The following is a 22,310-nucleotide window of genomic DNA, read 5'->3' on the forward strand; positions in this document are numbered from 1 at the left end:
GAGCTGGCGCAAGTGCTGCGCTCAGGCTCAGACCAGAGAGTGACGCACTGCGGCGGCGCCATGGCTGGGCGGTGCTGAACCATCGAGCGGATTGAGTTGCAAGAACTCGAACAGCCCGGCCTGCATATTGACGTTCCAGAAGCGCCCGGCGAGAGTGAGTTGCAACCGTGCGCTCTCGATCTCGGCCAGCCCGTGCCGCTGCCAGACGGCAAAAAGCGGCATCAGATGGGTCAGCAAAGGCGTTGGCAGACGATCCAGCGCCAGCACGCCACTGTCGAGGGCACCGCGCAGCAGACCATCAATCCTTGCATTGGGATTGCGCCCCATCACCATCCCGGGTGCCCGCTCGCTGTTGGCCAGCGCATCGTGCCAAGGAGCCAGATCCCGCCCATACATCAAGCCATGGCCAAGAATGCTGCCCCCAGCACCGGCGCCAAAGGGGAGGATCTCCGCACCGCGCTTGGCCATCTGGTTATAACGGCTCTGCTCGGCCGGGCTGCGCCGCCAGTGACTGCAAGAGAGACGCTCCCAGCCGTGGGCTTCCAGTTGCGCCCCGCCATAGGCATACATAGCGGCTCGCTGCTGGCCATCGGCAAGCCAATCCAGGGTGCCCTTCTCCTGCGCCCGCTCCAGATTGGTGCCCTGCATGGCGATGAGCTGGTAGAGATCGACCCCGTGTACACCGCTCGCCATCACATCGCGGATATCCTGCTGCCACACGGCATCATCCTGACCGGGCAGACCAAAGATAAGATCCGCCACGATCACAGCCGCATCATCACGGGTCAGCTCACCCAAACGGGTCAGCAGCGTCTCCCTGTCATCGAAACGGGCTGCCTGCTGACGCACCCGGGTATCAAAGCTCTGCACCCCGAATGAGAAGCGGTTGAAGCCCCCCGCCAGCGCAACCTGCCATTTCTCATCATCAAAGCCGTTGAGACGTCCCTCCAGTGTCACCTCGGCATCCGCCGCCAGCGGAAAACGGCGGATCACGGCAGCCAGCATGGCCAGCTCGTCGGCGCTCATGTCGGTCGGCGTACCGCCCCCCACATAGACGGCTGAAAACGGCATGCTCTGCGCCAGCGGGGTGTCAGCCGCCTGCACAAGGGAGGCGCACAAGGCGTTGACATAGCGGTTGATCCGCGCCGGGTTGGCGCCATTTTCAAAGAAATTGCAAAAGCTGCAGCGCTTGCGGCAAAACGGAATATGGATGTAGAGGGCGCGCTCCTCAGCTTCACTCTCTCGCTGCCACCAGCTTTGCCAGCCAGCCTCATCCAACGGGAAGGGGCGCATCCCTCCCCGACTGGCGTGAGCCGAGGTCTTGGCGCTAAAAGCAAACTTGAGGGGATCCGGCGTGGCAATACCGGTCATGGAAGGGGTCAGATTCATGATGGTCACTATTATCAGCAAATAATGACAATGATAACGATTATCGTTACTTGCGATTTGTTCTGGATCAACCCGAGGAGCAGCCCCCCTCCCGAAAGGCATTTTGGCAACCTGCATTACCGATCTGCTTAACAAATTATTTACTCAAGAGTGGTTATCGTGTGCCGATAGAGAACCATCTCCCGCCGTTTCTTCGTCTACGATCAAGATGATACGGGATCACATAACAACACCAAGCGCATGGAACTTGCCCAAAATGCATAACCTCTCCTTGAACTGGAAAATATTCCTCCCTCTTGCGCTGGTCATCAGCACCACCTTTGGCCTCTGCTTCGAACTCTCCGCCTGGCTGCAACGGGATCTCGCCATCCGGCTGGCAGAGGAGAAAGTTGAGAGCATGGCCAACACCTATATGGATCAGGTGAACGTGCTGATGATGACCGGTGGCATGGCCAACCGGCAGATAGTGCAGACCAAACTCAAAAGTGAAGCGGGCATCGTTGAGGCCCGTCTGGTGCGCGCGCCGGCCGTCAGCAACCTGTTTGGCCCGGGTCATCCGGATCAGAAAGCGCAGGATCCCCTCGATGAGCGTGCCATCAATCAGGGCGAAGCCATCCTGGAGCAGCAGGGCAACCGGCTCATCCTGATCAAACCGTTCAAAGCTTACAAGGAGTATCGCGGCACCCAGTGCCTCACCTGTCACCAGGTCAATGAAGGAACCGTGATGGGGGCAGTACGGATCAGTTATGACCTCAGCCACACCTTCGGCGAGATCCGCCACAACAACCTGATCCTGAGCGGCAGCCTGGCCGCCGTCTTCAGCCTCGGCTTCGGCTTGCTCTGGTGGGTATTGCAACGTTACGTGAAACACCCCCTGCGCCAGTTGCAGCTCACCATGATCCGGATGGCCAAAGAGCGCGACCTCGCCCTCCCCCTGGTCAATCACAGCCGGGATGAACTGGGCCAGATGACCCGCGCCGTCAATGACATGGTGCAGGGATTCCGCCACAGCCTGCAGGAGGTGGAAGGGGCGACCCACCAGCTTTATCAGGAGTCGAACCAGATCCGTCAGGTGGCGACCCAGACCGAAAACTCGGCCCGCCAGCAAGAGGGGATGACCACCCAGGTTGCCGCCGCCGTCAGCGAGCTGGCCGCCAGCTCTCATGAAGTGCGCGAACATGCCCGCCACAGCGCCGAGCTCTCCGCCCTCACCAATCAGGATGCCGCCGACACCAGCCGCCTCGCCCAGCACTCCATCACCGATATGGGCGAGATGTCGGCAGAGATCGATCGGGTGGATCAGGTGATCCAGCAACTCGACAGCCGCTGCCTGGCGGTTGACGGTGTGCTCGAGGTGATCAAGGGGATTGCCGATCAGACCAACCTGCTGGCCCTCAACGCCGCCATTGAAGCGGCCCGGGCAGGTGAGCAAGGCCGTGGCTTTGCGGTGGTGGCCGATGAAGTGCGGGCCCTCTCCAACCGCAGCCGCGCCGCCAGCGAAGAGATCTCACAGATGATCGCCGCCCTGCAAAATGAGGCCCAGAGCGCAGTTACGGTGATCGGGGATGCAAAAAGCAAAGCCGGTGAAAGTATCAGCAAAACCGAAGCGACCCTGGCGGCCATGCAGAACATCATCGAGCGCATCGCCCGCATCAACGACCTCAACGCCCAGATGGCGCAGTCGGCCGAAGAGCAGGACAGGGTCTGCCATGAGGTTGACAGCTCGGTAAGCGATATTCGCAACACCTCCAACGACACCCTGGGTCAGGCGCACGCCGCCAACCTCGCCAGCATCCAGTTGGTGGAGCAGTGCCAGAAACTGGAAGCGCTGCTGAAAACCTACCGTTGGTAATCCACTTCACCAATGAAAAAGCGCGACCCTAGGGTCGTGCTTTTGCTTTATGGATTCGATTTGGCCGAGCGGCAGCTTGCTGTTCCAGCGGCGCGCTGATATTAACGGCGCCGCCGGGATGACTTTAGCGGGCGTTACGGGTTGCGACGGCATCCGCCAGGTTGCGCAGCAACACTTCGGTATCAGCCCAACCGATACAGGCATCGGTGATGCTCTGGCCGACGGTGAGTTCACACCCTTCCACCAGATCCTGACGGCCTTCTACCAGATGGCTCTCCACCATCACCCCAAACACCGCCTTGCTGCCGGCACGCAGTTGGCCAGCCACATCCTCGGCCACCACCATCTGGTTCTTGAACTGCTTGCTGCTGTTGGCATGACTAAAGTCGATCATCACCTTCTGGGGCAGACCGGCCTTCTCCAGCCCCTTCACAACTTCGCTGACATGGGCCGCGCTGTAGTTCGGCTCACGACCACCACGCAGAATGATGTGACAGTCCGGGTTGCCGCGGGTCGCCACGATGGCGGAGTGACCGTATTTGGTGACCGACAGGAAGTGGTGCGGCGCACTGGCAGCGCCAATGGCATCGATGGCCACCTTGATGGTGCCGTCAGTGCCATTCTTGAAGCCCACCGGGCAGGAGAGACCGGAGGCCAGCTCGCGGTGTACCTGGGATTCGGTGGTACGGGCACCGATCGCGCCCCAGCTCATCAGATCCGCCACATATTGCGGGGTGATCATGTCGAGGAACTCGGAGGCAGTCGGCAGCCCCATGTCGTTGAGATCCAGCAACAGCTTGCGACCAATGCGCAGACCGTCGTTGATCTTGCAGCTGTTGTCGAGGTACGGGTCGTTGATCAGTCCCTTCCAGCCCACCGTGGTGCGCGGTTTTTCGAAGTAGACCCGCATCACGATCTCCAGCTGACCTTTCAGCTCGTCACGCAACGCCTTGAGGCGCTTGCCGTACTCCAGCGCGGCCACCGGATCGTGGATGGAGCAAGGACCAATCACCACCAGCAGACGCTCATCTTCGCCGGCCAGGATATTGTGAATGGCCTGACGGGATTCAAAAACGGTAGACGAGGCAACCTCGGTAGCCGGAAACTTCTCAAGCACCGCAACCGGGGGTAATAACTCTTTGATTTCACTGATACGAACGTCGTCGGTTTGATGCTGCATGACAAGGCTTCCTGCTAGATGACTGCGATTAAGAAATCTCAACATAGCCCGCGACAGCGCATGTGTAAATAGGAAATTACAGCAATCACAAAACTATTTTGCGTAGCAATCTTGCAAGTTATTGAAATGATGCTAGGCGAAAGGACGATGCAGGTGAGGAAGGCAAAAAGGCCCGCTCAGCGCGGGCCCGAAGCGTCGGTGATGACGGGTTTGTCAGTGATCAGCCACGCTGGCTGATACTGGCCAGCTTGTCGAAGTAATCCGGGAAGGTCTTCGAGGTGCACTTGGGATCATTGATGGTGACCGGAGTATCCGACAACGCCACCAGTGAGAAGCACATGGCGATACGGTGATCGTTGTAGGTATCGATCTCGGCATGCTTGAGCTGGGTCGGCGGGGTCACGGTGATAAAGTCATGCCCCTCCTCCACTTCGACGCCCAGCTTGCGCAGCTCGGTCGCCATGGCGTGCAGACGGTCGGTCTCTTTCACCCGCCAGTTGTAGATATTGCGAATGGAAGTCGGCCCCTCGGCAAACAGCGCGGCAACGGCGATGGTCATGGCCGCATCGGGAATATGGTTCATGTCCATATCCACTCCGTGCAGCGGCGCCTGCTCCGCCTCGATAAAATCATCGCCCCAGGTGATGCGCGCGCCCATCTTCTCCAGCACGTCGGCGAAGTGGATATCACCCTGAATGCTGTGCTTGCCAATACCGGTGACCCGCACCTTGCCCTTGATGGCGCCCGCCGCGAGGAAGTAGGAGGCGCTGGAGGCATCCCCTTCCACCAGAAAATCACCCGGGCTGATATAGGTCTGGTTGCCCTTGATATAGAACAGCTTGTAGTTGTCGTGCTCGATGACCACCCCGAACTGCTTCATGATGTGCAGGGTGATGTCGATGTAGGGCTTGGAGACCAGCTCCCCCTTGATGTGGATCCGGGTATCACCGGCCGCCATCGGCGCCGCCATCAAAAATGCGGTCAGGAACTGGCTGGAGACGGAGCCATCGACGTGCACATCGCCGCCCCACAGCCCCTTGGCATCCACCACCAGCGGCGGATAACCATCGTGTTTCAGGTACTGGATATGGGCACCCGCTTCACGCAGGGCATCCACCAGATGGCCGATGGGACGCTCTTCCATGCGCGGCTCGCCACCCAGGGTATATTCACCGGAGCCGAGGCATAGCGCGGCGCAGAGCGGTCGCATCGCAGTACCGGCGTTGCCGAGGAACAGATTGACCGGCTCTTTCACCGCGAAGCTGCGGCCCAGACCCTGCACAGTACACTCGGTCTTGTCGGCGGAGAGCTTGTACTTGACCCCGAGCTGGGTCAGCGCAGCCAGCATATGACGAATGTCATCGCTGTCGAGCAGGTTGGTCAGACGGGTGGTGCCACGAGCCAGCGCCGCCAGCAGCAGCGCACGGTTAGAGACACTCTTGGAGCCGGGCAGATTGACCTCACCGGCCACACGAGAAATGGGTTCCAAACGCAACGAATTCATAGACTTCCTGTGCTATCTCAAAAATAAACGCCTGTCCGGACGTTAACAGCCTGCGTCCCGCTCGGCAAGGGCACTTTCAGGGGAAATCGCACGGCAAACGCCAGCGCGCTGGTTCTGTTGAAAAAAAGACGCCGAGGTATCCCCGGCGTCTTGAATCACTGCAATAGCTGGAAGCGGCTCACGAGTTGTCACGAGAGGCCGCCAGCAAGCACGTATGTACTTTCTTTTCAGCCGTGGCGCTTGGCAAAGCCATCCATAAAGCTCACCAGAGCCTTCACTCCCTCCAGCGGCATGGCGTTGTAGATGCTGGCGCGCATGCCACCGACGATGCGGTGCCCTTTGAGGGCCAGCAGGCCGGCCGCTTCCGATTCGGCCAGGAACTGCTTGTCCAGCTCGGCATTTTTCAGCTGGAACGGGATGTTCATCCGCGAACGGCAGCTGACATCCACCTGATTGCCGTAGAAGCTCGACTGATCGAGATAGTCGTAGAGGAAGTCGGCCTTCTCCTTGTTGCGCGCTTCCATCGCCTCGAGGCCACCCTGTTCCTTGAGCCACTCGAACACCAGACCGGCCAGATACCAGGCGTAGGTGGGCGGCGTGTTGAACATGGAGTCGTTCTTGGCAGTGAGCTGGTAGTCGAAAATCGAGGGGACATCGGCTCTTGCCTGATCCAGCAAGTCATCGCGCACGATGGCGATGGCAAGCCCGGACGGCCCGATATTTTTCTGGGCACCAGCATAGATGATGCCAAAGCGGCTGACGTCGAGAGGACGGGAGAGAATGGTGGAGGAGAGATCTGCTACCAGCGGCACCTCGCCGGTGACCGGGATGTCGAACATCTCAATGCCGTCGATGGTTTCATTCGGGCAGTAGTGAACATAGGCCGCATCGGCGCGAAACGCCGGGGTCGGCAGCAGGTGAGAGATCCCCTGCTCGTTCTTGGCAACCCCCTGGAAGGTCTGGATATCGCCATACTTTTTGGCTTCATCCACAGCACTCTGGGACCAGACACCGGTCAGCAGGAAGTCCGCCTTCTTGTTGGCCCCGCCCAGCAGGTTCATGGGCACGGCGGAGAACTGACCGCGGCCGCCACCGTGCATGAAGAGCACCTTGTAGTTCTCCGGCACCGCCAGCAGCTCGCGCAGATCAGCTTCGGCCTTCTCGGCAACCGCCATGTAGGGCTTGCCGCGATGGGAAAGCTCCATGACCGAGGCTCCCAGCCCCTGAAAATTACAAAATTCGCGCTGGGCGCGCTCCATGACTTCAACCGGCAGCATGGCGGGGCCGGCGCAGAAGTTGTAAATCTGTTTGCTCATGACGCTTTCCGTGAGTGGATGAGAGTAATCGATGACTTGTCAGGTTTTACACAAGAGCAGCCAGCGGATCAAAGGCTTTTTGGGAGCTGGCTCAACCTTTTACCGTCACTCTGCATCCCCCTTGCAGTAGAAAAAGCCCTGAACGGGTCAGGGCTTGCAGGGAACATGCACAGAAATGGCGGGCAGAGCGCATAAACGACCACAGCTCAGCCATTTCTGACAAATTTACAGTTTGGCGGTGAGCTCCGGCAGCAGGGTGAAGAGATCCCCCACCAGCCCGTAGTCTGCCACCTGAAAGATGGGGGCGTCGCTGTCCTTGTTGATGGCCACGATCACCTTCGACTCCTTCATCCCCGCCAGATGCTGGATGGCCCCCGAAATGCCGACCGCGATATAGAGCTCGGGTGCCACCACCTTGCCGGTCTGTCCCACCTGCAGATCGTTGGCGACATATCCCGCATCAACAGCGGCTCGCGATGCCCCCACGGCACCGCCCAGCTTGTCGGCCAGCACCTCAATCAGGGCAAACTGCGCCTTGGAACCAAGGGCGCGGCCGCCGGAGACAACCACCCGGGCGGCGGTCAGTTCGGGCCTGCTGGAGCGCACCGCACGGCGCTCGACCAGCCGGGTACGGCCAGCGAATTCGGGCACGGCCAAGTGCTCGATGGGAGCCTGCCCGCCTGTCGCCGCCTTGGCAAACGCGGTGGCCCGCACCGTCATCACTTTGACGGGCGCCGAGCTTGCCACTCTGGCAATGGCATTGCCCGCATAGATGGGGCGCAGGAAGGTGTCGCTGCTCTCGATAGCCGTCACCTCGGAGAGCATCTCCACCCCGAGCCGGGCCGCCACCTGTGGCAGCAGCGCCTTGCCCATGGCACTCGCCGCCATCAGGCAGTGGCTGTAACCTTCGCACCAGCTGGCCAGCAGCTTGTCCACCCCATCCAGCAGCCCGTCGGCCAGCAGGGGATGTTCGGCAAGCAACACCTTGTCGACGCCGCCGAGAGCTGCCGCCTGTGCACCCGCCTCGGTCAGTCCCTGCCCGAGCAACAGCAGGTCAACCTGACCGCCGATGGAGACGGCGACGGTCACCAGTTGTGCCACGTTGTCGGCCAGATGGCCCTGATGATGTTCGGCAATGATCAGCACGCTCATGGCAACACCTTCGCTTCGTGTTTGAGTTTGTCCACCAGCTCGTCCACCGAGCCCACCTTGATCCCGGCGCTGCGGGCTGGCGGCGCCATCACCCCGAGCAAACGGGTCTGGTTGGCCATCTCAACGGCGAGTGTCGAGAAGGGGGCGCTATCAAGCGGCTTGCGCTTGGCCTTCATGATGTTGGGCAACGAAGCAAAGCGCGGTTCATTCAAACGCAGATCGGCGCTCACCACCGCAGGCAACGGCATGCCGAGGGTCTCGAGGCCACCGTCGATTTCGCGGGTCACCAGCAGCTCTCCCGCTTCCACCTTGAGGGCGGACGCGCAGGTCGCCAGCGGCCAATCATTGAGGGCAGCCAGCATCTGGGCCACCTGATTGTTGTCTGAATCGATGGACTGCTTGCCGAGCAGCACCAGATCAGGCTGCTCCTGCTCACACACCTTGTGTAAGGCGCGGGCGACAGTCAGCGGGGTGAGCGTCTCATCGGCGACACTCTCACCGGTTATATAGTGCAGCGCCCGATCCGCCCCCAGCGCCAGCCCATGGCGTAGTTGCTCGGCGGCAGCGTCAGGGCCAAAGGTCACCACCACCAGCTCGCTGGCGATACCCGCTTCCCGCAGCCTGACCCCCTCCTCCACCGCAATTTCACAAAAGGGGTTGATCCCCATCTTCACATTGGCGAGCTCCACGTCGGAGCCGTCTCCCTTCACCCGGATCTTGACGTTGTAGTCGACTACCCGTTTGATTGCGACCAGCAGCTTCATGGGGTCATGCCTCGTCTCTTTGGATTGAATTCATTAGTGTGCCTCTGCGTTTGTTACAGTGCGCTCTTCCCTGATTTTTTGCTTTTTCTTGCTCAGCTTTGCTTACAACTGCTTTACGTTTACGTAAACTACCAGCATTACCCTAGGCCAACCAGAGCGCAGAGGCAAGATGGAACGGGAAGCAATGGAATTTGATGTCGTCATCATCGGCGGCGGTCCGGCGGGGCTCAGTGCAGCCATCGCCCTGAAACAGCAGGATGCCACTCTCTCTGTCTGTCTGCTGGAGAAAGGGGCCGAAATTGGCGCCCATCTGCTCTCCGGCGCCCTGTTTGATTCCGTCGCCTTGCAAGAGCTGCTGCCGGATGGCTGGCAGCAAGCGCCGCTCGGCGTGCCGGTCAGCGACGATCAGGTTCATCTGCTGCAAAGCGAGCAACGCTCACTGCAACTCCCCGCCTGGGCGGTGCCACCCCGGATGCACAATGAGGGCTGTCACATCGTCAGCCTCGGAAATCTCTGCCGCTGGCTTGGCCAACAGGCGGAAAAACTGGGAGTCGAAATATACCCGGGGTTTACCGCCAGCGACCTTATCATGGAAGCGGGAAGGGTCAAGGGGGTGATCACCGGCGATTTGGGACTTGATCGCGCGGGCAATCCAAAACCGGATCATGTTCCCGGCATGGCGCTCTATGGCCGCTATACCCTCTTTGCCGAGGGAGCCCGCGGCCATCTCGGCAAACAGCTGATCTCCGACTTCAACCTGGCAAGCCCTGCCCAGCCCCAGCACTATGCCATCGGTTTCAAGGAGCTGTGGCAACTGCCTGCTGGCCAAGGCAAAGCAGGACAGGTGCTGCACGGTAGTGGCTGGCCCCTTGGCAAGCAGGGGGGCGGCAATAGCCACGGTGGCTTCTACCTCTATCAGATGGAGGGAGATCAGGTGGCAGTCGGGCTGATCGTCGATCTCAACTACCAGAATCCCTGGCTCAGCCCGTTCGACGAATTCCAGCGCCTCAAACATCACCCTCTTATCGCCGACCTGCTGCAAGGGGGCGAGCGCATCAGCTATGGCGCCCGCGCCATCACCAAGGGGGGCTGGCACGCCCTGCCCCGCATGCACTTCCCCGGCGGCCTGCTGATCGGCTGCGATGCCGGCACCCTCGACTTTTCCCGCATCAAGGGGATCCACATCGCCATGAAGTCCGGCATGCTGGCGGCAAAAACCGTCGCGATGGCGCTGCGGGGGGGCGATGAGGGAGGCCGGGATCTGGCCCAGTATGGTGACGAGCTGCACCAGAGCTGGCTGGCCCGCGAACTCAAGGCGGCGCGCAACTTCGGCGCGGCGCTTCACCGCTATGGTCCCTGGTTGGGCGGTGCCTTCAACTGGCTGGAGCAACGGCTGTTTGGCGCAAACTCGCCCTTCAAACTGCTCGATAAGGCTCACGATTACCGTCAGCTACGCGTGGCCAGCCGCTGCGAGCCCATCACTTATCCCAAACCCGATGGCAAGCTGAGCTTTGACAAGCTCTCGTCTGTGTATCTGGCTAACACCAGTCACGATGAAGATCAGCCTTGTCACCTCAAGCTGCAGGACGAGCGCATTCCGGTCGAGGTCAATCTGCCCACCTGGGCCGAACCCGCTCAACGCTACTGCCCGGCAGGGGTGTTTGAAGTACTGGACATGGAAGGCGCGGCCAAACTGCAAATCAACGCAGCCAACTGTATTCACTGCAAGACCTGTGACATTAAAGATCCCAGTCAAAATATCATCTGGACACCGCCACAGGGAGGTGCCGGGCCCAATTATCCGAATATGTGATGAAGCGGGGCAGCGGCAACAAGCAGCCTCAGCCATCCTCCCCCCTGCCAAAAGCGGGTTCTACCCCGTACGGCCGCTCAGGTGATCCGACCTCGCTGTTTTTTTAAACAAACAGGCTGAATCCCTGATGAATAGCCCCTGACAAGCGCGGCCCGCCCCTGTATAGTTCGCCGCATTCAGGTTTTCCATCGGCCCGATCTGCTTATCCACGGGATCGCCTTCTGCAGCGATCTAAGGCCGCATGACCTGTGCAACCATCCCTGATTACCCATGACTTTTTAAGGGGGGACAGATGATCACCGCCTACATTCTCAACAACAAGGTGCTGGACATAGTCACGCTCGGGCCTGACGACATAGTACCTGACAACACGGTCTGGCTGGATGCCTACAAGCCGGACACGGCAGAGCGAGAATGGTTGACGGGCCTGTTCCTGGAAGAGGTTCCCGACAAGGAAGAGCTCGACGACATCGAGGCATCCGCCCGTTTCTACTGGGATACCGATGGTCTGCACATTCACTCCCTGTTTCCCCAGCGGATCGGTCGTGACACCAAGGGTGTCCACGTCTCTTTTACCCTGCGCAACAACCTGCTGATCAGCATTCGTGAAGATGACATCGGTCTGGTTCGCCTGCTGCGCCACTATATGCGCCAGGATCGGCTGGAGGTGGAGGATGCCCTCGACATCCTGCTGGAGGTGCAAAACCTCAAGGTGGAGTACCTCTCCGATCTTATCGAAGATGGTTACAAGACGTTGGAAAACACCGCCGATCAGATCTTCGAGCCGGATCAGATCAACCCCATGCTGAAAGAGTTGATGGCGCAGGAAGAGGCCAACGGCCAGATCCGTCTCTCCCTGCACGATACCCGCCGCGCCTTGCGCTTCCTCAAACGCAGCCTGCGCCAGCGCATGAGCCTTGAGCAGAACAAGTGGATTGACGAGATGCTGCACGACGTGGAATCTCTCTTGCCCCACACCCAGTTCCTGTTCGACAAGATCAACTTCCAGCTGGAGGCCTCCATGGGGGTGACCAATCTGGAGCAGAACAAGGTGATCAAGATCTTCTCGGTAGCCGCCGTGATCTTCCTGCCGCCAACCCTGATTGCCAGCATCTACGGTATGAACTTCGGTCGCATGCCGGAGCTCGCCTGGGAGTATGGTTATCCCATGTCACTGGTGCTGATGGTGATGTCATCGCTCGGCACCGGCCTTTTCTTCAAGCGCAAAGGCTGGCTGTAACGCTACCGACGCGCGCTGCGATACCTGAATAAACCGATTGGGGGGCATGGCCCCCCGATTAATTTGCGCCACGCCCAACGCCTTGCAAAGGGCGCTTCGTCGCCCCATATCCCCTTCATCACTCAATTCAAGTGGCTAACGGGCAACCATGACCCTCTACCCCGAACACCGATATGACGATCACGGCCAGTTGCGCCCGCCCCTCTGGTTCTGGCCCATCGCCTTGTTGCTGACCCGCTCGGTCTGGCTCTTTCTGATGGCAGGGGTCACCCGCGAGAGCGGCAGCGAGATCCTGACCCTCTTTTATCCGGACAAGATCACCCTCTACATCAGCCTGCTGACCGACGTACCCGCTATGCTGGTGTTGCTCGCCTGCGGGGGCACCTATCAGCAGACCCAGAGCATTCGCGCCAGACTCCGGCGCCACAGCCCGTTGCTGCTGCTCTGCTCTGCCGTCAGCGGTCTGCTGATGCAGTTGCACAGCCTCAATCTGCAGAAGTGGTCATTCAGCTGGCCCACCGCACTGGTGCTGGTCGCCAGCCTCTGGGCGCTCTGGTATCTGCTGCGCAGTCGCCAGCTGCGGGAATATGCCGCAGATCAGCCCCACTGACGGGGCTGACACCTATTGACGAGTGACCCGGATCTGTAGGGTCTGGCGCTCGCTCTGGCTGCCTCGCCCGCCCTGTAGCTGGGTGCCGAGGCTACTCCCCTGATCTGCCGAGCTGGTCGAAAGCTCTCCCACCGTCAGCCACTGGCCCGGGGCCCCGCTCACCTCGGTGGCACTCTGCCCACGATTGATGGTGCCTTGATCCAGCCTCGCCTGTTCGCTGCTCAGCGCAATCTGCACCCGATCGCCAATCAAGGTGGCCGTGGCATAGAGGCCGTTCACCAGCGGCATCATCCCTACCACGGCGCCCCCGTTCCACTGATAGAAGGTGACCGGCTGATAGGAGCCCATCTGCAGCAGCACGGGACGACCCGACAGCCCGCGCACCTGCCAGCTGTCGTTCTGGCTGCGCTGGTACTGCCGGGCGTTGCCATCGACCAGCCACTGCCGCTTGGCCTCGTCGCGACTGATTGAGCCCCCCAGTTGCTGACCGCTGGCGGCACCATCCACCCGCCACTCGATAAGCAGGCTTTGCGGTGGCTGGTTGATCTGCGCCAGCGTGGCTTCGGCCTCCTGCAGCTGGGCTGGCGTCCCGCTCAGCACCAGCTGATTACCCATGGCGCTGACCCCAAGCCGGGGATAGATCTCCTTGAGGGTCTGCACCGCCGCCTGCGCCTCGAAGACCGGGATCACTTTCACCTCGGCCCACAGCGACGGGCTCCAGAGTCCCATCATGCAGCCAAGCCACAACAGCGCCCTGCGGCCAACCTTGCCCATCCGAACCATTACGCTCTCCTCGTTCTCTTTGCTCTTCTCGCTCTCTGTTCTCTTCTCTCTGCTCAGGTGTAAACACCGCCCGCAGTCAACAGCTCAGCCCTATTCCGCTCACTCGTCGATGATGAACCCGGCGGTTGCCAAAAAACAATCGGGAATGCAGCAACTCCGTGATTTCCCACGGTATGAGGCTCTCATTCCACGCCCGTTATCGCGTAAGATAGCGCCATCATAGTTGCCCAAGTGGAATCCATCATGTTGAAACAGCTGTTGTTACTCCCCCTCGCCCTGCTGCTGGGGGCCTGCTCCCTGACCCAGTACAATGTCAGCGAGGCCGAAATCAACCAGTACCTCAAAGATCAGGTCTCTTTTGAAAAACAGCTGGGGATCCCCGGCATCATGTCGAGCAAGATCCGTCTGGATAAGATGCAGAGCCGTATCGGCCGCAAACAAGCAGATCGCATCGAGCTGGACGCCGCTGGCGACCTGCAGGTGAGCAGCCCCCTTGGCAGCCAGCAGATGAAGATCCGCTTTGCCCTGAGCGCCCGCCCGGACTATGTGGCCGATCAAGGCGCCATCTATCTGCGCGACCTTGAGCTGGTCTCGGTCAAGACCGAGCCGGCCGATATCGGGGCAGCCCTCACCCCGCTGCTGCCCACCTTCAATCAGTCGCTCTCCCTGTTCCTGTCGCAGACCCCGGTCTACCGCCTCGACAGCAGCCGCAAGAACGAAGCCAGGATCAAGGAGAAGGTCGAAGCCCTCAAGGTAGAGCCGGGCCGTCTGGTCATCCCGTTCAAGCTGCTCTGATCGCTGCCGCACTGGCACTTTCATCGCAATAAACAGATAACCGTCCTCTTCGACAGCCCGCATCCGGTTTAACGTGCTGCCGATCTGGGCGGTTTTTTACTTCTCAAGTCCCTTTCAACACAGCATAATGCAGACCATTCTCATTTAGATTCGTCATGAGAAGCATCAATAATAAAACCAATGGTGAGAAGGGACATGAGAAAAAGCGTACTGGTTCAGGCGATCGCCTGCGCACTGATCAGCGGCGCCGCGCACGCTGCCATCAAAATCGAAGACAAGACATTCAATACCGCCGCCAACATGCTGGCCTATACCGAATTCGAGCTCTCCGGTGAGCCGCTGGCCGAAGCGCTGGGGCTGGATCTGGATGTGCTGGATGCCAACCGTGCCGATGAGCCGACTCCGTTCGACTTCGCTGCCGGCATCGAATCCTACGAATACTCCGAAGAGGCGATGTACGCCCTCAACTACCAATCCGGCATGGGCCCACATCTGGTGAACGGGCCGCAAAACCTGGCCCGTGGCGGCACCATGGCCTCTCTGGGGCAACGGGTTCTGGCCATGGCCGACGCCGTTGGCTTCCCGGCTGATGAAGTGCCGCAGGGTATGTATCCCCTCTCCCTGCCCTACGCCTCCGCCAATCCGGAGTTTGCCCAGGCCGTCAACGCCACCCCGGTCAATGGCGATCAGATCACCATCAAGACCGCCAAAGGGACCGAGAAAACCGTCAAGACCCAGGTGCCCGCCTACTTCCGTGACTACAGCACCCTGCGCTGGAGCGGCAGCGACAATCTGCTGGTGCCGGCGGCCGTGGGCGGCATCCTACTCAAAGAGGTGATGTGGTCCCAGGACTTCCTTGGCGGCATGCACGTGGCCGAGACCGATGAAGAGGTGGAAGCCGCGTCCGCCACCATGGATCAGGACGGCAAGCACAAGCTGGGCGTCTCTGCCGCCGACGGCTTCAACGGCATGATGCTGACCGAGCAGTCCATCGACAAGCTGGCCATCCTGCAGGGTCAGCTCGGCTTTGACGGCAAGCAGCTGGGCGCCAAGATCACCCCGCAGTACGATCCGGCCAAGGGCGTCATCTACTTCCCCCATCAGGTGAAAGTGACCGAGACCAGCAACAACGACGTCGGTGCCATCGGCAAGCTGGAGGTGGTGGATGGCTCCGCCCAGCTGCGCGATGCCTGGATGATGCTGTGGCCGCTCTCCGAGTTCTATGCCTTCAGCGATCAGCGCAGCGCCAACACCAACCAGAACCCGGCCTTCCACGCCGTGTTTGACGGCGCGCCATTTGCCGCCGCACCGGCTGCCAACAAGGCCAATGATCTGGGCAAAGCGGTCGCGGGCAGCGATGCCTTCTCGCTGGCGATCAATCTCTCAAACCTCACCTTCAAGAACCTGGCGGCCCTGCACTTTGATACCAAGGCTGGCACCCTGGTTGACAGCTGGCAGGCAGGCAAACAGGGCAAGCACGTCACCACCTTTGACGCTGCTTACGCACTGGTCGCCCTGCAGATCTTCCAGCGCGCTCAGGATGCGCTGCCGGTCGGTTACGCCGCCGGTGACAATGGCGAGCTGAACCTCAAGACCAAGCAGGGTCAAGAGGCGCTCGACTTGATCCGCAAACAGGCCGATTTCATCCTTGCCAACCTCAAGGGCAAAAATGGTCTGGTGCATGACGGCATCACCCTGAGTGGCAAGCTCGATGCCGGTCACTCCATCGATGCGCAGTTTGCCGCCATCCGTGGTCTGACGGCTGCGTTCCTCGCCACCTCCGATGCCAAGTACCGCACCGCCGCCCGCGAGCTGTTTATCGCCGCCGACAAGGCCTACTTCAATGCCAAGGCAGGCACCTGGCTGGCGGGTAAACAGGGTGAATACACTCCCTGGACCCAGGCTGCCATCTCCGGCGCCCTGCGCTCTGCCATGCTGAACCTGCGCAACGAAGGGGCCGAGAAGGCCCCCGAGCTGGAGCTGGCCAAGCTGACCGGTCAGTACGTCAGCTGGTTCCGTGGCACCGTCAACGGTGGCATGCAGATGGCCGAGTGGATCGGTGACTCCGGCGAGAACATCATCGAAGGTGCCGGCAGCGACACCGATGAAGATGGCGTACCGCAAGTGGCCGCCGCCGGTGGCAAGCACGGCACCGCCATGGTGATGGCCGCCAAAGCGGTGGTTAGCGAATAATCCTCGCCATTCACCAGCATGAAAAAGGGAGCCAGTTTGGCTCCCTTTGCATTACAGCGTCTGATACAGTTTCAAGGGCCTTCCTCAAACCAGCTTGTCCAGCATCTCCTTTGTCACCAGCACAATCCCCTGCTCGGAGCGGTAGAAGCGGCGGCTATCCTCATCGGCATTCTCGCCCACCACCAGCCCATCGGGCAGCACACATCCCTTGTCCACCACCACCCGGCGCAGACGGCAACCGGCGCCAATCTCGACCCCGGGGAAGATGATGGCCTGATCCAGGGTGCAGAAGGAGTGCACCCGCACATTGGTAAAGAGCACCGAGTTAAGCACAAACGACCCGCTGACGATGGTGCCGCCCGAGAACATGGAGTTGATGGTCATGCCGTGCTGGCCATTGCGGTCCTGCACAAACTTGGCCGGTGGCGTCAGGGTCTGGCTGGTCCAGATAGGCCAGTTCTGATCGTAGATATCGAGCTCGGGCAGCACGGAGGCGAGATCCATGTTCGCTTCCCAGAACGAGTCCAGCGTACCCACGTCACGCCAATAGGGCTTTTGCCCCTCGCGCGCCCCGACACAGGACATGTTGAAGGGGTGAGCAAATGCCATCCCCTCCTCCACGATGCGGGGGATCACGTCCATCCCGAAGTCGTGCTTGGAGTCCTGATTGTGAATGTCCTCCTCCAGCAGTTGGTAGAGGTACTCCGCCTCGAAGATATAGATCCCCATGGAGGCCAGCGAGCGATCTTCGCAACCCGGCATGGCGGGCGGATTGGCCGGTTTTTCGACGAAGGCGCGGATCTTGCGCTGCTCGTCGATATCCATGATCCCGAAGGCCGATGCCTCGGCCCGCGGCACCTCGATACAGGCGACCGTCACCTTGGCGCCGAGGCGCACATGGTCGAGCAGCATGGCAGCGTAATCCATCTTGTAGATGTGATCCCCCGCCAGCACCACCAGGTATTTGGGGCCGTAGTCACGGATGATATCGACGTTCTGATAGATGGCATCGGCGGTGCCGCGATACCAGTGCACCTCGTCCACCCGTTGCTGGGCAGGGAGCAGGTCGATGAATTCGTTCATCTGGTAACGCAGGAAGGACCAGCCCGATTGCAGGTGACGCAGCAGGCTGTGGGATTTGTATTGGGTGACTACACCAACCCGGCGGATCCCCGAGTTGATACAGTTGGAGAGCACAAAATCAATGATCCGGAATTTGCCACCGAAATGGACGGCAGGCTTGGCGCGGTTGTCGGTCAACTGTTTCAGGCGACTGCCACGCCCTCCTGCCAGCACCAGTGCCATACTCTGGTTCAGTAATTGTCGTGCTTTGGCACTATTTTCGGGCTCTAACAACATGATTTACCTCTGCCTTGTTTGATCTATTTTCAACTCATCTTCGCCTGATTCGGTAGCTGTGAAAGTGGTTTCACTCACATTTAACCGATCCCAATTGACCCTTTTAACCAAGTTGCGAGGAATAGCATGCTTTGATCCGCCAGCTTGGTTAAAATTCCCCCATAAAGCAGCCACTTCAAGGATGACAAGATGGTTCACAAGCTCGGACGTTCCCTGTTTCTCATCGCCACCATAGTGACCATACCCCTGCTGCTCCTGCAAGCAGTTTGGTTGGCCCTTCAGAGCACACCGCTCACCCTGGCCATTATTCTGGCCACCACACTGCTTGGCATGATCCTGCTGTTGATGCTGGCCATCCGCACCATGGATGGCATGCTCCAGCATCAGGAGCTAACCTGGCTCAAGGCGATCAGGGGGCGGGATCCCTCACAACTCGATGAGCCCGCCTCCCAGGAGGTGCTGCAACAGCTGCTGGAGCAGTTCGAAAGTGCCGAGCAGAGCGCTCATCGCCAGCTAACCGAGCTCAGCAATCTGGCCACCACCGACGAGCTGACCCAGCTACTCAACCGCCACGCGTTTCGCCGCGACATGACCGAGTTGCTGCAGCGGGATCAGGACACCCAGACCGCGACCCTGGTGCTGATCCGTGCCACCGAGCTTGGCAAGATCAACGCCCAACGCGGCTTCCAGTCTGGTGATGCCTACATCAAGGACATGGCGGCCCTTATCAAGCGGGTGGTAAGCCGCTTCCCGGGCAATCAGGTCTACCGCATTTCGGGGGCTGATTTCGCCGTGCTGGTGCAACCGGTGGCCAATATTCCTCCCCATCTGCTGGGGCAGGATTTGAAGGTGGCCTTCGATCACTATCAGGATCAACACGAGCTGGAGAGCACCGGTTACTCGGGGCTGACCAAGCTCAGCAGCGGCCAGAAAATTGAAGCCGTGCTGGCCAGAGCGGACCTGGCGCTGGCTCGCGCCCAGACCGAAACCATCAACGGCTGGGCTATCCAGCAAGATGACAGCGCCTCCGAGCTGCAGGGGCAACATCACTGGCGCGACGTGCTGACCGAAGTACTGGCGCAGGAGCGCCTTAGCTTTACCTATCAGCCGATCCAGCCCCTGCACCGCAGCATGCTGGCTTACAACGAGATCTACACCCGCTTCAGCGGCAGCGACGGCACAGCCCTGCCCACCGACACCCTGTTTGCCATGGCGCAGCGGCTGGATATGGTGATGCGGCTGGAGCAGCTGGTCATTACCCATATCATGCGCCAGTACCGGGCCTTTGGTGCCAACCAGAGTCGCTGGGGGATCAACCTCTCCCCCAACCTGCTGCAAAACAGCGCCTTCCTGATCTGGCTTGACCGCCAGCTGCTCAAAGATCCCAATACCAGCGCCAATCTGGTGTTCGAACTGGATGAAGAGCATCTGGAACGCAACCTGACCGGCGCCAAGCGGGTGTTTGAACTGCTGCGCCGCAACGGCAGTCGCTCGGCCATCGCCAACTTCGGCAAGGGGATCGGCTCCTTTACCCTGTTTCGCGAGCTCAAGCCCGACTACATCAAGCTCGATCCTGCCCTGATCACCGGGTTGGAGCAGGATCAGACCAACCAGCAGTTCGTGCGGATGATCGTCGATGTATCACATCGGATGGGGTGTCAGGTCATTGCAGAGGGGGTAGAACAGCTTGGTCAGAAACAACTGTTGCAGGGGATGTACGTGGATGGCTTGCAGGGCTATCTGATCGCCCGGCCGCAACCACTGCGACCGGATATCAGCCAGCTGGGGCTCTTTACTGAGGATGCTTCAGCTTCAAAAGGGTCAGAATGATGTCATTGAGCTGGCGATAGCGCTCCAGCTCTTTCTGATCGTACCGGGTCGCTAGGGTGGTGGGGTTGTGGCGGTTCTTGAGGTAACGGTTGATTTGCAGGCGATTGAACCCCGCCACCTGATAGACCTGGCCAAGCAAGGTATTGAGTTCATCGTGCTCCAGACCGGCTCTGGCCAGATAGTCCCCATCGGCGGGACTCTCGGTCTGGTGACTCCACTTGCCAATGCGGCCACTCTCCTGCAGGTAACTGAGCCACTGCTCTATATAAAGCGGTTTGCACCCCGCCAACAGATTGAAAAAGCCCACTGCATCGCAACGACAACCGCTCAGGAGCACGACCGCCAGCTGATCGTCATCGCACTGGAAGGTCACAGGCCCGGCTTGCGCCCAATCCAGTGCCTGCACCCTAATGCTGGCCTTCTCACCCGCAGCTCCCGTTACGTCGAATACAAACATGGCGCTCCTCCCTTGGCAAAAGGTTGATGATGGACCATCCCCTTGACAGGTGCAAAGGCAAATCGGCTTTTAACTCATCAATCGGGCCATTCGACCATAAAAAAACCGGCACCCTCACGGGTGCCGGTCTTTGTCCCGATGGTCTGTGTGCTCAGGCCATCAATGGAGGCGCTTTCAGGCGTCCAGTTCAACCAGTGCCTTGGCCAGCTCGATGGGTTCGAGCTCCTGGCCTTCCAGGTCGGCGTTCCAGTTCGGGCCGACCAGCACATCGTCTTCATCCAGATCGTTGATCCAGATATCGAGAAACTCTTCCAGATCGATCACTTCCGGCTCGTAATCGGCCCACTCGTCGACGCAGTGCAGACGGGCGTCCTCTTCGGCAGACCAGAGCGGCATCACGTCGGCATCTTCAAATTCGGCGGAGCGGCAGACGACCCAGTCTTCCCCATAGCGCAGACCCCACACCTGACCCGACTCGCGGACTTGTTCGATAAACAGTTGGAAATTGGCGTCAAGGTTGTCGTTAAGCATGCTCATGGGGTTCTCTCTTTCTTTCGGGTGCTGCGGTATTGTCGGGCGACAATACGATGGCCAAATGGTGTCGCAAAAGTGACATGGACTCAAGCATATTGGGGTTATTCCGGGAAAAAAGCCGGGATAACCCATATTTGCCTGCAAAAACGCCTCCCGATGGAGGCGTCTTGCAGATTCAGGAGATCAACGCTCCCAGTAAACCTCTTCCAGGCTGTCCTCTTTCTCCGGCAAACCGCGGGAGAGACGGGGGCTGCTCTGGGCCAACACCTCGTAGCTGACGCGGTTGGCGTATTTGCACACCTGGGCCAGTGAGGAGTAGGTCAGGAACTCGGAGATGTGCTTGGCGGAGTTGGGCACATTCATCCGGTGATAGGAGTTGGCGACCATGTCGTGCAGCACGGCGGAAAGGGCGCCATCCCCTGCCCCGTTGGTGTTCTTGATCTTCTCCGGGCCACCCATATACGGGGAGATGTGGGAGTAGATACGGGCCGGTTTGCGGCACTTGGCGCGGGCCATCGGGCGGCTGAACTCATACATGTTGAACTCGGGGATAACGCCGGGCAGCAGGGTATGAGTGGTCTCGCGCTTGTAGTCCTCATCGGTGTAGCTCGCCATGTAGAGGCCGATGGGGCCAGCAGTACAGAGCACCATGTCGGCCCAGTCGAGCGCCTTGTCGGCCGCACCGAGCGGATCTGCGATGCCGGTCAGGGCTTCACCTTCGTCTTCGTTCATCGCCAGCACAGTCACGTTCTCGGCAATGAAGTCGCGCCACCACTGGGGGTTTTCGTCGATGACGAAACGGGTGCCCAGGGTCAGCACCACGGGAATACCGGCCTCGCGGGCATAACGCACTGCGGTCATGGCCGCCTCTTTCATCGGATCACCATCGTCACCACGCACCAGATAGGCGGTGATCACCAGCGCAGATGCCCCCTTGATCACCTCTTCCGGAATGTGCTGCACATCCAGCTGGTTCATCTTGCCGGCGTTGATGCCGAAGCTGCGCTCGCCACACTCGGTGATGAAGGTGAAGCAACGACCGATGGGGCCATCAACCGGCTGCAGATAGTCCAGATTGACGCGGGAAGAGGTGTTGCACAGATAGCGATAGGCGTAGCAGCCGATGCGAATGTCCTGGCTCATCACACCCAACAGGATGGAGTGGGAATCGGCCAGTACCGAGTAGTTGTGTACCGTGTTGCCGATGGTGCCGCCGGCAAACTCGCTCACCACCATGTTGTTGGCCTTGAGCTCGTCATAAATACGTTCGGCCACGTCATCGTTGATGACGACGGAGTGCCCCTTGCTCAGACCATAACGGGTCAGAAACGCTTCATCCACATGGGCTTCGATATCAACCAGGGTCTGATCAATCCCGACGACGTAGGCTTTGCCCAGTTCGGTTAACAGGGGATTTTGCGGAACCAGGGGATCGCGTCTGTCGACAGGGAAGTAATGTTTGGACTTGCGCTGACCGGGAAATTTCATGGCAATGTTCTGTGCTCTGGGGGAAAGAGGGGCGGGATTTTAACACAATCC

At 59.8% G+C, this 22,310-nt stretch carries 18 protein-coding genes; 7 read left to right on the top strand and 11 right to left on the bottom strand.

Features of this window, described 5'->3' with window-relative positions:
- Window positions 1-27 precede the first annotated feature (27 nt).
- Entirely contained in the window at window positions 28-1,389 is a 1,362-nt protein-coding gene (hutW, locus tag ACW5W8_RS12450) for a heme anaerobic degradation radical SAM methyltransferase ChuW/HutW (RefSeq protein WP_498628153.1), read from the bottom strand.
- 256 nt (window positions 1,390-1,645) lie between these two features.
- On the opposite strand from hutW, the gene ACW5W8_RS12455 reads away from it, so the two are divergent.
- Entirely contained in the window at window positions 1,646-3,241 is a 1,596-nt protein-coding gene (locus tag ACW5W8_RS12455; RefSeq protein ID WP_498628154.1) for a methyl-accepting chemotaxis protein, read from the top strand.
- A gap of 124 nt (window positions 3,242-3,365) precedes the next feature.
- Here the strand turns inward: ACW5W8_RS12455 and aroG are convergent, their stop codons facing one another.
- The 5 genes from aroG to ACW5W8_RS12480 all read right to left on the bottom strand — a co-directional run bounded on the left by aroG (window position 3,366) and on the right by ACW5W8_RS12480 (window position 9,157).
- Window positions 3,366-4,421, bottom strand: coding sequence for a 3-deoxy-7-phosphoheptulonate synthase AroG (gene aroG, locus ACW5W8_RS12460; protein WP_227096384.1), 1,056 nt, complete (start codon window positions 4,419-4,421; stop codon window positions 3,366-3,368).
- Between the two features lie 220 nt (window positions 4,422-4,641).
- Window positions 4,642-5,925 (bottom strand): 3-phosphoshikimate 1-carboxyvinyltransferase, encoded by a 1,284-nt coding sequence (aroA, locus tag ACW5W8_RS12465; RefSeq protein ID WP_005351267.1) that lies wholly within the window; start codon window positions 5,923-5,925, stop codon window positions 4,642-4,644.
- Window positions 5,926-6,152: 227 nt separating this feature from the next.
- Window positions 6,153-7,241, bottom strand: coding sequence for a 3-phosphoserine/phosphohydroxythreonine transaminase (gene serC, locus ACW5W8_RS12470; protein ID WP_498628155.1), 1,089 nt, complete (start codon window positions 7,239-7,241; stop codon window positions 6,153-6,155).
- 225 nt (window positions 7,242-7,466) lie between these two features.
- Entirely contained in the window at window positions 7,467-8,393 is a 927-nt protein-coding gene (locus tag ACW5W8_RS12475; RefSeq protein ID WP_498628156.1) for an electron transfer flavoprotein subunit alpha/FixB family protein, read from the bottom strand.
- Window positions 8,390-9,157, bottom strand: a complete 768-nt coding sequence (locus ACW5W8_RS12480) for an electron transfer flavoprotein subunit beta/FixA family protein (protein ID WP_498628157.1) — start codon at window positions 9,155-9,157, stop codon at window positions 8,390-8,392. Before ACW5W8_RS12480 ends, ACW5W8_RS12475 begins: the two co-directional genes overlap by 4 nt.
- A 169-nt stretch (window positions 9,158-9,326) precedes the next feature.
- Here ACW5W8_RS12480 and ACW5W8_RS12485 point away from each other — a divergent pair, with 169 nt between their 5' ends.
- The 3 genes from ACW5W8_RS12485 to ACW5W8_RS12495 all read left to right on the top strand — a co-directional run bounded on the left by ACW5W8_RS12485 (window position 9,327) and on the right by ACW5W8_RS12495 (window position 12,820).
- On the top strand, window positions 9,327-10,970 hold the full coding sequence (locus tag ACW5W8_RS12485; protein ID WP_498628158.1) for an electron transfer flavoprotein-ubiquinone oxidoreductase: 1,644 nt from the start codon (window positions 9,327-9,329) through the stop codon (window positions 10,968-10,970).
- A gap of 292 nt (window positions 10,971-11,262) precedes the next feature.
- On the top strand, window positions 11,263-12,210 hold the full coding sequence (gene corA / locus ACW5W8_RS12490; protein ID WP_005337059.1) for a magnesium/cobalt transporter CorA: 948 nt from the start codon (window positions 11,263-11,265) through the stop codon (window positions 12,208-12,210).
- A gap of 148 nt (window positions 12,211-12,358) precedes the next feature.
- On the top strand, window positions 12,359-12,820 hold the full coding sequence (locus ACW5W8_RS12495) for a DUF2919 domain-containing protein (protein WP_498628159.1): 462 nt from the start codon (window positions 12,359-12,361) through the stop codon (window positions 12,818-12,820).
- A 12-nt stretch (window positions 12,821-12,832) separates the two neighbouring features.
- Here the strand turns inward: ACW5W8_RS12495 and ACW5W8_RS12500 are convergent, their stop codons facing one another.
- Window positions 12,833-13,552 carry a hypothetical protein gene (locus ACW5W8_RS12500; protein ID WP_498628180.1) on the bottom strand — a complete coding sequence of 240 codons (720 nt, stop codon included), beginning with the start codon at window positions 13,550-13,552 and terminating at the stop codon, window positions 12,833-12,835.
- Between the two features lie 294 nt (window positions 13,553-13,846).
- Between ACW5W8_RS12500 and ACW5W8_RS12505 the strand changes: the two genes are divergently transcribed.
- Together ACW5W8_RS12505 and ACW5W8_RS12510 are read left to right on the top strand one after the other, a co-directional pair.
- The gene (locus ACW5W8_RS12505) at window positions 13,847-14,398 is read left to right on the top strand and encodes a lipoprotein (protein WP_110303875.1); all 552 of its coding nucleotides are present in this window, start codon (window positions 13,847-13,849) and stop codon (window positions 14,396-14,398) included.
- Window positions 14,399-14,593: 195 nt separating this feature from the next.
- Entirely contained in the window at window positions 14,594-16,591 is a 1,998-nt protein-coding gene (locus ACW5W8_RS12510; RefSeq protein ID WP_498628160.1) for a hypothetical protein, read from the top strand.
- Window positions 16,592-16,675: 84 nt separating this feature from the next.
- Here the strand turns inward: ACW5W8_RS12510 and glgC are convergent, their stop codons facing one another.
- Window positions 16,676-17,950: a glucose-1-phosphate adenylyltransferase gene (gene glgC, locus ACW5W8_RS12515; RefSeq protein ID WP_005337070.1), complete on the bottom strand. Its 1,275-nt coding sequence runs from the start codon at window positions 17,948-17,950 to the stop codon at window positions 16,676-16,678.
- Window positions 17,951-18,139: 189 nt separating this feature from the next.
- Here glgC and ACW5W8_RS12520 point away from each other — a divergent pair, with 189 nt between their 5' ends.
- A complete protein-coding gene (locus ACW5W8_RS12520) occupies window positions 18,140-19,780 on the top strand; it encodes an EAL domain-containing protein (RefSeq protein WP_498628161.1) in 1,641 nt (546 codons plus the stop codon).
- Here the strand turns inward: ACW5W8_RS12520 and ACW5W8_RS12525 are convergent.
- The 3 genes from ACW5W8_RS12525 to ACW5W8_RS12535 form a co-directional block, all read right to left on the bottom strand.
- Window positions 19,743-20,237, bottom strand: a complete 495-nt coding sequence (locus ACW5W8_RS12525; RefSeq protein WP_042055706.1) for a hypothetical protein — start codon at window positions 20,235-20,237, stop codon at window positions 19,743-19,745. The genes ACW5W8_RS12520 and ACW5W8_RS12525 overlap by 38 nt on opposite strands.
- A 174-nt stretch (window positions 20,238-20,411) precedes the next feature.
- The gene (locus tag ACW5W8_RS12530) at window positions 20,412-20,774 is read right to left on the bottom strand and encodes a DUF2750 domain-containing protein (RefSeq protein WP_005337077.1); all 363 of its coding nucleotides are present in this window, start codon (window positions 20,772-20,774) and stop codon (window positions 20,412-20,414) included.
- 180 nt (window positions 20,775-20,954) lie between these two features.
- A complete protein-coding gene (locus ACW5W8_RS12535) occupies window positions 20,955-22,259 on the bottom strand; it encodes an inosine/guanosine kinase (protein ID WP_498628162.1) in 1,305 nt (434 codons plus the stop codon).
- Window positions 22,260-22,310 lie beyond the last annotated feature (51 nt).

This window comes from Aeromonas aquatilis, from assembly GCF_054052405.1.

What these genes read in the sequence shown, in the direction of transcription:
- ACW5W8_RS12495 (WP_498628159.1), top strand. Translation starts at nt 12,359, where the DNA reads ATGACCCTCTACCCCGAACACCGATATGACGATCACGGCCAGTTGCGC.
- corA (WP_005337059.1), top strand. Translation starts at nt 11,263, where the DNA reads ATGATCACCGCCTACATTCTCAACAACAAGGTGCTGGACATAGTCACG.
- ACW5W8_RS12535 (WP_498628162.1), bottom strand. Translation starts at nt 22,259, where the DNA reads ATGAAATTTCCCGGTCAGCGCAAGTCCAAACATTACTTCCCTGTCGAC.
- ACW5W8_RS12480 (WP_498628157.1), bottom strand. Translation starts at nt 9,157, where the DNA reads ATGAAGCTGCTGGTCGCAATCAAACGGGTAGTCGACTACAACGTCAAG.
- ACW5W8_RS12520 (WP_498628161.1), top strand. Translation starts at nt 18,140, where the DNA reads ATGGTTCACAAGCTCGGACGTTCCCTGTTTCTCATCGCCACCATAGTG.
- ACW5W8_RS12505 (WP_110303875.1), top strand. Translation starts at nt 13,847, where the DNA reads ATGTTGAAACAGCTGTTGTTACTCCCCCTCGCCCTGCTGCTGGGGGCC.
- ACW5W8_RS12525 (WP_042055706.1), bottom strand. Translation starts at nt 20,237, where the DNA reads ATGTTTGTATTCGACGTAACGGGAGCTGCGGGTGAGAAGGCCAGCATT.
- glgC (WP_005337070.1), bottom strand. Translation starts at nt 17,950, where the DNA reads ATGTTGTTAGAGCCCGAAAATAGTGCCAAAGCACGACAATTACTGAAC.
- ACW5W8_RS12530 (WP_005337077.1), bottom strand. Translation starts at nt 20,774, where the DNA reads ATGAGCATGCTTAACGACAACCTTGACGCCAATTTCCAACTGTTTATC.
- ACW5W8_RS12500 (WP_498628180.1), bottom strand. Translation starts at nt 13,552, where the DNA reads ATGATGGGACTCTGGAGCCCGTCGCTGTGGGCCGAGGTGAAAGTGATC.
- aroG (WP_227096384.1), bottom strand. Translation starts at nt 4,421, where the DNA reads ATGCAGCATCAAACCGACGACGTTCGTATCAGTGAAATCAAAGAGTTA.
- ACW5W8_RS12510 (WP_498628160.1), top strand. Translation starts at nt 14,594, where the DNA reads ATGAGAAAAAGCGTACTGGTTCAGGCGATCGCCTGCGCACTGATCAGC.
- ACW5W8_RS12455 (WP_498628154.1), top strand. Translation starts at nt 1,646, where the DNA reads ATGCATAACCTCTCCTTGAACTGGAAAATATTCCTCCCTCTTGCGCTG.
- ACW5W8_RS12475 (WP_498628156.1), bottom strand. Translation starts at nt 8,393, where the DNA reads ATGAGCGTGCTGATCATTGCCGAACATCATCAGGGCCATCTGGCCGAC.
- ACW5W8_RS12485 (WP_498628158.1), top strand. Translation starts at nt 9,327, where the DNA reads ATGGAACGGGAAGCAATGGAATTTGATGTCGTCATCATCGGCGGCGGT.
- hutW (WP_498628153.1), bottom strand. Translation starts at nt 1,389, where the DNA reads ATGAATCTGACCCCTTCCATGACCGGTATTGCCACGCCGGATCCCCTC.
- aroA (WP_005351267.1), bottom strand. Translation starts at nt 5,925, where the DNA reads ATGAATTCGTTGCGTTTGGAACCCATTTCTCGTGTGGCCGGTGAGGTC.
- serC (WP_498628155.1), bottom strand. Translation starts at nt 7,241, where the DNA reads ATGAGCAAACAGATTTACAACTTCTGCGCCGGCCCCGCCATGCTGCCG.